Annotated in this window: 1 protein-coding gene; it reads left to right on the forward strand. The window is 48.6% G+C overall.

The features are described from left to right. A partial coding sequence (locus R7E42_RS25470; protein WP_318073304.1) for an ABC transporter ATP-binding protein occupies positions 1-965 on the forward strand: 965 nt, incomplete at its 5' end. Positions 966-1,062: the final 97 nt, after the last annotated feature.

Here is a 1,062-nt window from a genome sequence, read left to right on the forward strand (position 1 = left end):
TTAGCGTCGGTGCCATTGCTATTGCGGTCAGCCTAGCGCTGCGCGTTAACGGCATGTCGATGTGGATCATGTGGGAAGTAGGAGCCCTGTTTGAAAACATGGGTACTGTCGTGGATGGCATGAAAACACTGTCCAAACCTATCGATATCCAAGACAAACCGAATGCGAAAGACTTGGTCGTATCTCAAGGTGGCATCCAGTTCGATAACGTCAGCTTTCATTACGGTGAAAACAAAGGCGTCATCAACCATCTGAATCTCGACATCAAACCTGGAGAAAAAGTCGGCTTGGTTGGGCGCTCTGGCGCAGGCAAATCCACGTTGGTGAACTTGCTGTTACGCTTCCATGATGTGGAAGAAGGCAGCATTAAGATTGACGGTCAAAACATTGCTGACGTCACGCAAGATTCGTTGCGCTCGAAAATTGGTATGGTGACACAGGATACGTCTCTTTTGCACCGTTCAATAAGAGATAACATCTTGTACGGCAACCCAACCGCCTCAGAAGAGGAACTGCTTAAAGCGACGAAACAAGCGCACGCTCACGAGTTCATCGAAACACTGACAGACCCATTTGGCAATGTCGGCTACGATGCGCAAGTTGGCGAACGAGGCGTGAAGTTGTCTGGTGGTCAGCGTCAACGTATCGCTATTTCTCGTGTGTTATTGAAAGACGCGCCGCTGTTGGTACTGGATGAAGCAACTTCAGCTCTGGACTCAGAAGTCGAAGCGGCTATCCAAGAAAGCTTGAACGAGCTGATGCAAGGCAAAACCGTGATTGCAATAGCACACCGATTGTCGACCATCGCCCAGATGGATCGCTTAATCGTTCTCGACAAAGGTAACGTCGTAGAGCAAGGCTCGCACCAAGAGCTGATCGCTCATAACGGCATCTACGCACAGCTTTGGGCACACCAAACTGGCGGTTTTCTTGGTGAAGAACTAGACAATCAACAAGCTTCTTAACACCGCTTCATCCCTTTAAAAACGGCGCTTAAAGCGCCGTTTTTTATTCTCGAATTACATGAGCACTGAACTGACGAACTCACTCATTCTCATTTAT

This window comes from Vibrio sp. Vb1337 (assembly GCF_033338715.1).
GTDB lineage: Bacteria > Pseudomonadota > Gammaproteobacteria > Enterobacterales > Vibrionaceae > Vibrio > Vibrio alginolyticus.